The organism is Lacinutrix sp. (genome assembly GCF_023299985.1).
GTDB lineage: Bacteria > Bacteroidota > Bacteroidia > Flavobacteriales > Flavobacteriaceae > Lacinutrix.
In genome coordinates this window covers 1-6,151 of the sequence record NZ_JALZVX010000142.1, presented here as the reverse complement: position 1 = coordinate 6,151, position 6,151 = coordinate 1, and the positions used below count along the sequence as shown (strand labels likewise).

Genomic DNA, 6,151 nt, shown 5'->3' with positions numbered 1-6,151 from the left:
AAGGTTAATTTAATAAATAAAAGTGGTAATTTAGCATAGAATTAGAAATGGAATAACGGCTAATTTTGTACACAAATAAGTACCATTGTATAACAAACCTACATTAGAAAAAATTTCACCTGGATTTGGAAACTCTATTTTAGCAGTAAATAAGCTTAAAAAGAGAAGGCGCGATCAAGCTTTTTGGCATTTTCATCCAGAAATTGAATTGGTGTATGTTAATAAAGGAAAAGGCAGAAGACATATTGGAAACCACATGTCTTATTTTAACAATAGTCAACTTATTTTAGTAGGTTCTAATTTACCACATAATGGATACGGAAATAGATTAACTGCAAAAGGAAAAGAAACCTTAATACAGTTTCATCCAGATTTTTTAGGAAAAGATTTTTTTAGTCTGCCACAGATGAATAGCATAGCACTACTTCTAGAACGTGCTAAAAAGGGAGTGCTTTTTAAACCTGAAACAAAGAAAAAAGTAGGAGAAAAAATAACAAAACTAACCAAATACGAAGGATTTAAGCGCGTTATTAAACTACTTGAAATTCTCCATATTTTAGCTGAAGCTGACGACTATGTGTTATTAAATGCAGATGGTTATGCTTTTGAAGCAAAACTACAAGACAATGCTAAAATTGATATTATCTTTAAATATGTTAATAGTAATTTTAGAGAACATATAAGCCTAGATACCATTGCAGAGCAAGTGAGTATGACTGTTCCTGCTTTTTGTCGCTATTTTAAAAAAGCAACAGGTAAAACGTTTACTAAGTTAGTTAATGAATATCGTGTAGTAAATGCAACAAAATTATTAGTCGAAAGCAAAATGAGTATTACAGAGGTTTGTTTTGAATGTGGCTTTAATAACTTCTCACATTTTAACAAGCTATTTAAGGAAATCACAGGTAAAAATGCTTCTAAATATAGAAGTGAGATGAAACAAATTATACAATAAGTGATGATTAATTACATATTTTATAAAAAAATAATTTTTTTTATGATAAACAAGATTGATGAAGCATTAGAGTATTATTTTACTAAAAGAAATGATATATTTTGTTAACAGCAGCAATAAATTAACAGCAGAAGAGATTATAGAAAGCGGAGAAGAGATGACTATTTTAGAGTATAAAATTACTGCACTAGAAATAGCTAAAGAAAACTAACTTATTTTTCGCCATTAACTTCTGCAAAAAACTGCTCTAAAAAAGAGACCATATAATTATGGCGTTCTTCGGCTATTTTTCTGCCAGTTTTAGTATTCATTGTATCTTTTAAAAGTAATAGTTTTTCGTAAAAATGATTTAGTGTTGGTGCAGTTGAAGCCTTGTATTCTTCCTTTGTCATTTTAAGATTAGGTTTAATCTCAGGATTATAAATGGCTCTGTTTTTAAAACCACCATAATTAAAAGTACGTGCAATACCAATAGCACCAAGCGCATCTAGTCTATCTGCATCTTGCACAACTTGTAATTCTATAGAATTAAAAGTGTTTATTTTATCAATGTTAGCACTAAAAGAAATGTTTTTAATAATATTTACAACGTGGTCTATTATTGTGATTTCTACTTTGTGTTTCTGTAAAAATTGTGTTGCTTTTTTAGGACCAACCGTATCATCTCCATCATAAAACTTACTGTCTGCAATGTCATGTAATAAAGCACCTAAAGCAACAATAAGTGTGTCCACAGTTTCTCCTTTAGAAATAATCAGTGCATTGTTATAAACACGCTCAATGTGAAACCAATCGTGTCCACCTTCGGCATCAGCCAATTCTGTTTTTACAAAGGTTTTTGTTGCTTCAATTAAATTATTATTTAACGGCATCAATTATAATTTTGCTGGTTCAACCCATTTAAATTGATAAGAGTTTTCTGGAATCTTGATTCTATCTGCCAAACGTAACATTCGCGAAGGTAATTTCATTAAATAATCACGTGCTTTTTCAGCATCATCATTAAGATCTGTAATTTTATCTATTTCCCAACGCTTGATTAGTTTTTCTAGAATTTCAATATAATCTAGAGAAGTATAAACACCTATACGTTGTGCAGTATTAGAAAATTCTTCGAAAATGCTTCCAATTTTTCCGCCAGATTCTCTTAAAAAATGAGCAGGCATTGTAATTTTTTGTTTCATCATGTATTGGAAAGCCATCATCATTTGGCTTGGATCTACAGCAAAAATACGTTCTACAAATTCGCTATAAGCATGATGGTGTCTCATTTCGTCTCCAGAAATAATTTTACACATTTTAGACAACTGCTTATTCCCTTTTTGCTTTGCTAATTTTGCAACTCGGTTGTGAGAGACGTAGGTTGCTAATTCTTGAAAACTTGTATATACAAAGTTTTTATAAGGATCTTGCGCTGTACCAATATCAAACCCATCTGCAATAAGATGCTGTGTGGTTTGTTCTATTTCTCTCATATTAACACGTCCAGAAAGGTATAAATATTTGTTTAACACATCGCCATGACGGTTTTCTTCGGCAGTCCAATGTTTTACCCATTTAGACCAACCGTTTCTTCCGTTCTGGTCGACACCTTCAACATCCATTAACCAAGATTCGTAGGTTGGTAATGCTTCTTCTGTAATCATGTCTCCAACTAAAACTACCCAAAAATCGTAAGGCAACTCTTTAGAGAGTTCTCTAATTTCTTTTATTTCCTCTAAGAAATTAGGGCCTTCAGAATTTGGTAAAAAATCAGACGGTTGCCAAATAGTTTCTGGCGGAATCAAATATTTTTTAATAAGAGATTCAATGTCTTTTTCTAAAAAATTCATGACCTCTAATCTTATATTTTTCAATGACATATTGTTATAGTTTGATATTGTTCTTTATGGTTATTTCTATATGTGTGAGTAATGCTTCTTTAGAATCAAAATCACTAAATTTAATTGGTTTATGGGCTTCGAAAGTTAAATGGTTTCCTATTCCCATTGGAAATTTACCATAACGTAACGTTTTCCACGAATTATTAATGGTTACAGGCACTATTACAGCGCTAGGAATATACTTTATAAGTGTTTCTAATCCTTTTGTATGAAATGGTTTTGGTTTACCATCACGACTTCTAGTACCTTCTGGAAAAATAACAGCAGCACGATTTGTAGATTCTATATAATCTGAAAATTTTCTAATAGCAACAATAGATTGTCTTGGGTTTTTTCGGTCTATTAGTGCAGAGCCACCATGTCGTAAATTGTAAGACACACTTGGTATGCCTTTTCCTAACTCTTTTTTACTCACAAATTTAACATGATGCTTTCTAAAATACCACATTAATGGTGGGATATCTGCCATGCTTTGGTGATTAGAAACTATAATTATAGGTTGAGAAGTATCTAGTTTATATATATTTTTAAAGGTATGCCACGAGCCTAAAAAATTAACACAGCGCATTAAAGAAAACTGTAAAAAATCGACACTTTTTTTATGCGTTTTGTAACCAAACACATTTAAGCAAATCCATTGTATTGGATGAAAAACAAGTAATGATATTCCAAAAAATAGAAAATAAATACAAGTTAATGGGTATGCTAATAGTTTTCTCATTTTTAATATAAAATCTATGTTCCAAAAATAGAAAAACCGCGTTTAAAAAACGCGGTTTTTCTATAATACTTAGTTTATAATTTTAGCAATGCTCGTTATAAGCATCCATAAGGTTTTCTGCAATTAACTCTGCAGGACGACCTTCAATATGGTGACGCTCTAACATGTGTACTAATTCTCCATTTTTAAACAAAGCCATACTTGGCGAACTTGGAGGAAAAGGTACCATGTGACCACGTGCTTGGTCAACTGCTTCTGTATCTACACCTGCAAAAACAGTTACAATTGTACTAGGTTTTTTATCATTTTTTAAACTCATTTTAGCACCTGGACGCGCATTTGCTGCCGCACAACCACAAACCGAATTTACAACCACTAAAGTTGTTCCTTCTTTTTTTACTGCTGCATCAACTGCTTCTGCTGTATTTAATGCTTCAAAACCTGCGCTTGTTAAATCTTCGCTCATAGGTTTTACTAATTCTGCTGGATACATATCTTTTAAAAATTTATTTATTATTATAATTTATAATACAAAGTTAATCAATTTTCGTGCTAAATTGTTTTTGAGCGTTACCTTATGCCACTTAGGTGTCATAAGGTCAGGCTGTACACTGTATCTTTTTGCTAAAAAAAGCAAAAAGGATGCCGTTTCCATCCTTAACACGCTCACCAGCTAATAGTCGTAACAAAAGAGATTTGTTGACAATTAATACCTATTATTACTTAAAATAGTTTAAATTATTTCTAACTCATTTTAAATAAAAATTGGTATCACAAGTATTATATTTACAATTATTAAAAATTAGAGTAAAAAATGAGAGGATTAAAATGGATTGGCGCCACATTAGGTTGGTCTTTTGGAGGGCCAATAGGTGCAATAATAGGTTTAGCATTAGGTAGTATTGGAGATGCTTTAGCTTCTGGTAAAGGTGGTTTTTTACTAGGAGGTGGTGAGCCACAACAAACACGTGGAAGACATCAACAATCCAGACCAAACTATAGAACACAACAGCAACGTCGCGCACAAACAACCTCTGGAGATTTCGAGATTAGTTTACTTATTTTGGCAACAGTAGTTATAAAAGCAGATGGCAAACAAGACGAGCGTGAGGTAGCGTTTGTACGTAATGAGTTTGTTAAAATGTATGGTAAGGAAAGGGCTAACAAAGCTTTCGATTTATTTAAAAAAGTAAGTCAGCAAACCATACCATTACGCCAAGTTTGTATGCAAATCCAGCAAATGATGGATCACTCTTCTCGTTTACAGTTAATGCACTTTCTATTTGGAATAGCAAAGGCAGATACTATGGTAACCGAAGACGAGGAACGCCAGATTTTTACAATTGCAGGTTACTTAGGTATAAGCTCAAGCGATTATAGTAGAATTAAAGCCATGTTTTATAACAGTCGAGATAATGCATATAAAATTTTAGGCATTACCAAATCTGCTACCAACAACGAGATTAAAAAAGCCTATAGAAATATGGCTAAAAAATACCATCCAGATAAAGTAGAGCACTTAGGAGACGAACACAAAAAAGGAGCCGAAGATAAATTTAAGCAAGTGCAAAAAGCTTACGAGCAGTTGCAGAAGGAACGCCGTTTTTAGTATTAAGTATGCAGTGGCAGTTTACAGTATTATAAATAAATAGATTACCACGTACTTTGTTCTTGCAATGATGAATTAATCAAATTAATTTAGGAGACCTTTTAACAAAATGACCATTAATAAGTAAACAACTATTTATGAGCGATCAAAAAATATTGGAACTTTTTAAAAACGGTCAGCGAAGCAAAGCCTTCAAAGAGTTGTACAAACTCTATCCAAGAATAGAGAAACTCATTCTATCTAAAGGAGGTACAAAAGTAGATGCTAGCGATGTGTTTCAAGAAGCGTTAATTATACTTAATAGAAACCTTGAGAAATCTAATTTCACTTTAACATCTTCATTTTACACCTATCTTTATTCGGTATCTCGATTTGTTTGGAAAGACACACAAAAACAATTTTCGAAACAAGAGTTACACGATTTAAATACAGATGAAGTCTCTCTATTCCATAACGTTTTAGAAGAACAAAAATACCAATTTGCCGAAAATGCCTTTCGCGAATTAGGAGTACGATGTCAAGAATTACTACAACGGTTTTACCTCAAAAAAATGTCTTTTAAAGACATTGCTGAGGTGATGCAATTTAAAAGCGAAAAAATTGCAAAAAACCAGAAGTACAAATGTTTACAAAAAGCAAAAGACATTTACAGAACTAACTTTAAAACCGTTCAATCTTAATTCGAAATCATCATGGAAAATTATATAGAAAATACAGACTTAATAAACGCTTATTTAAACAAGACACTTTCTGAGAGTGAAAAACAAGCTTTTGAAAAAAAACTAGAAACAGATTCAGAATTTAATCAACTTTATAACGAACAATTAGTCATTTTAGGAGGTATAAATCGTGTTGATTTAAAAACCGAGATATATGCAGCGAAAAAAAGTTACGTTCGTTCTAAATGGATAAAATATACAGGAGTTTCAGTTGGAGTTATTTTAGTTTCAGCTTTGATTTATAGTTTCATTTTTAAAAATGAA

The 6,151-nt window shown here is 31.8% G+C and carries 8 protein-coding genes; 4 read left to right on the top strand and 4 right to left on the bottom strand.

Features of this window, described 5'->3' with window-relative positions; genetic code table 11:
• The first annotated feature begins 85 nt into the window (after positions 1 to 85).
• Positions 86 to 955 carry an AraC family transcriptional regulator gene (locus tag Q0C58_RS07690; protein WP_290699606.1) on the top strand — a complete coding sequence of 290 codons (870 nt, stop codon included), beginning with the start codon at positions 86 to 88 and terminating at the stop codon, positions 953 to 955.
• Between the two features lie 212 nt (positions 956 to 1,167).
• Here the strand turns inward: Q0C58_RS07690 and Q0C58_RS07685 are convergent, their stop codons facing one another.
• The 4 genes from Q0C58_RS07685 to Q0C58_RS07670 all read right to left on the bottom strand — a co-directional run bounded on the left by Q0C58_RS07685 (position 1,168) and on the right by Q0C58_RS07670 (position 4,052).
• Entirely contained in the window at positions 1,168 to 1,827 is a 660-nt protein-coding gene (locus tag Q0C58_RS07685; protein WP_290699603.1) for an HD domain-containing protein, read from the bottom strand.
• A gap of 3 nt (positions 1,828 to 1,830) precedes the next feature.
• Positions 1,831 to 2,817: an acyl-ACP desaturase gene (locus Q0C58_RS07680; RefSeq protein WP_290699600.1), complete on the bottom strand. Its 987-nt coding sequence runs from the start codon at positions 2,815 to 2,817 to the stop codon at positions 1,831 to 1,833.
• Between the two features lie 4 nt (positions 2,818 to 2,821).
• Positions 2,822 to 3,559, bottom strand: a complete 738-nt coding sequence (locus tag Q0C58_RS07675) for a lysophospholipid acyltransferase family protein (protein WP_290699598.1) — start codon at positions 3,557 to 3,559, stop codon at positions 2,822 to 2,824.
• An 82-nt stretch (positions 3,560 to 3,641) separates the two neighbouring features.
• Positions 3,642 to 4,052: a BrxA/BrxB family bacilliredoxin gene (locus tag Q0C58_RS07670; protein WP_290699595.1), complete on the bottom strand. Its 411-nt coding sequence runs from the start codon at positions 4,050 to 4,052 to the stop codon at positions 3,642 to 3,644.
• Between the two features lie 321 nt (positions 4,053 to 4,373).
• Here Q0C58_RS07670 and Q0C58_RS07665 point away from each other — a divergent pair, with 321 nt between their 5' ends.
• The 3 genes from Q0C58_RS07665 to Q0C58_RS07655 all read left to right on the top strand — a co-directional run.
• On the top strand, positions 4,374 to 5,168 hold the full coding sequence (locus Q0C58_RS07665; protein WP_290699592.1) for a DnaJ domain-containing protein: 795 nt from the start codon (positions 4,374 to 4,376) through the stop codon (positions 5,166 to 5,168).
• Between the two features lie 137 nt (positions 5,169 to 5,305).
• Positions 5,306 to 5,848 carry a sigma-70 family RNA polymerase sigma factor gene (locus tag Q0C58_RS07660; RefSeq protein ID WP_290699589.1) on the top strand — a complete coding sequence of 181 codons (543 nt, stop codon included), beginning with the start codon at positions 5,306 to 5,308 and terminating at the stop codon, positions 5,846 to 5,848.
• Between the two features lie 12 nt (positions 5,849 to 5,860).
• Positions 5,861 to 6,151: hypothetical protein (locus Q0C58_RS07655; protein ID WP_290699586.1), on the top strand; the 291-nt coding region annotated here is incomplete at its 3' end.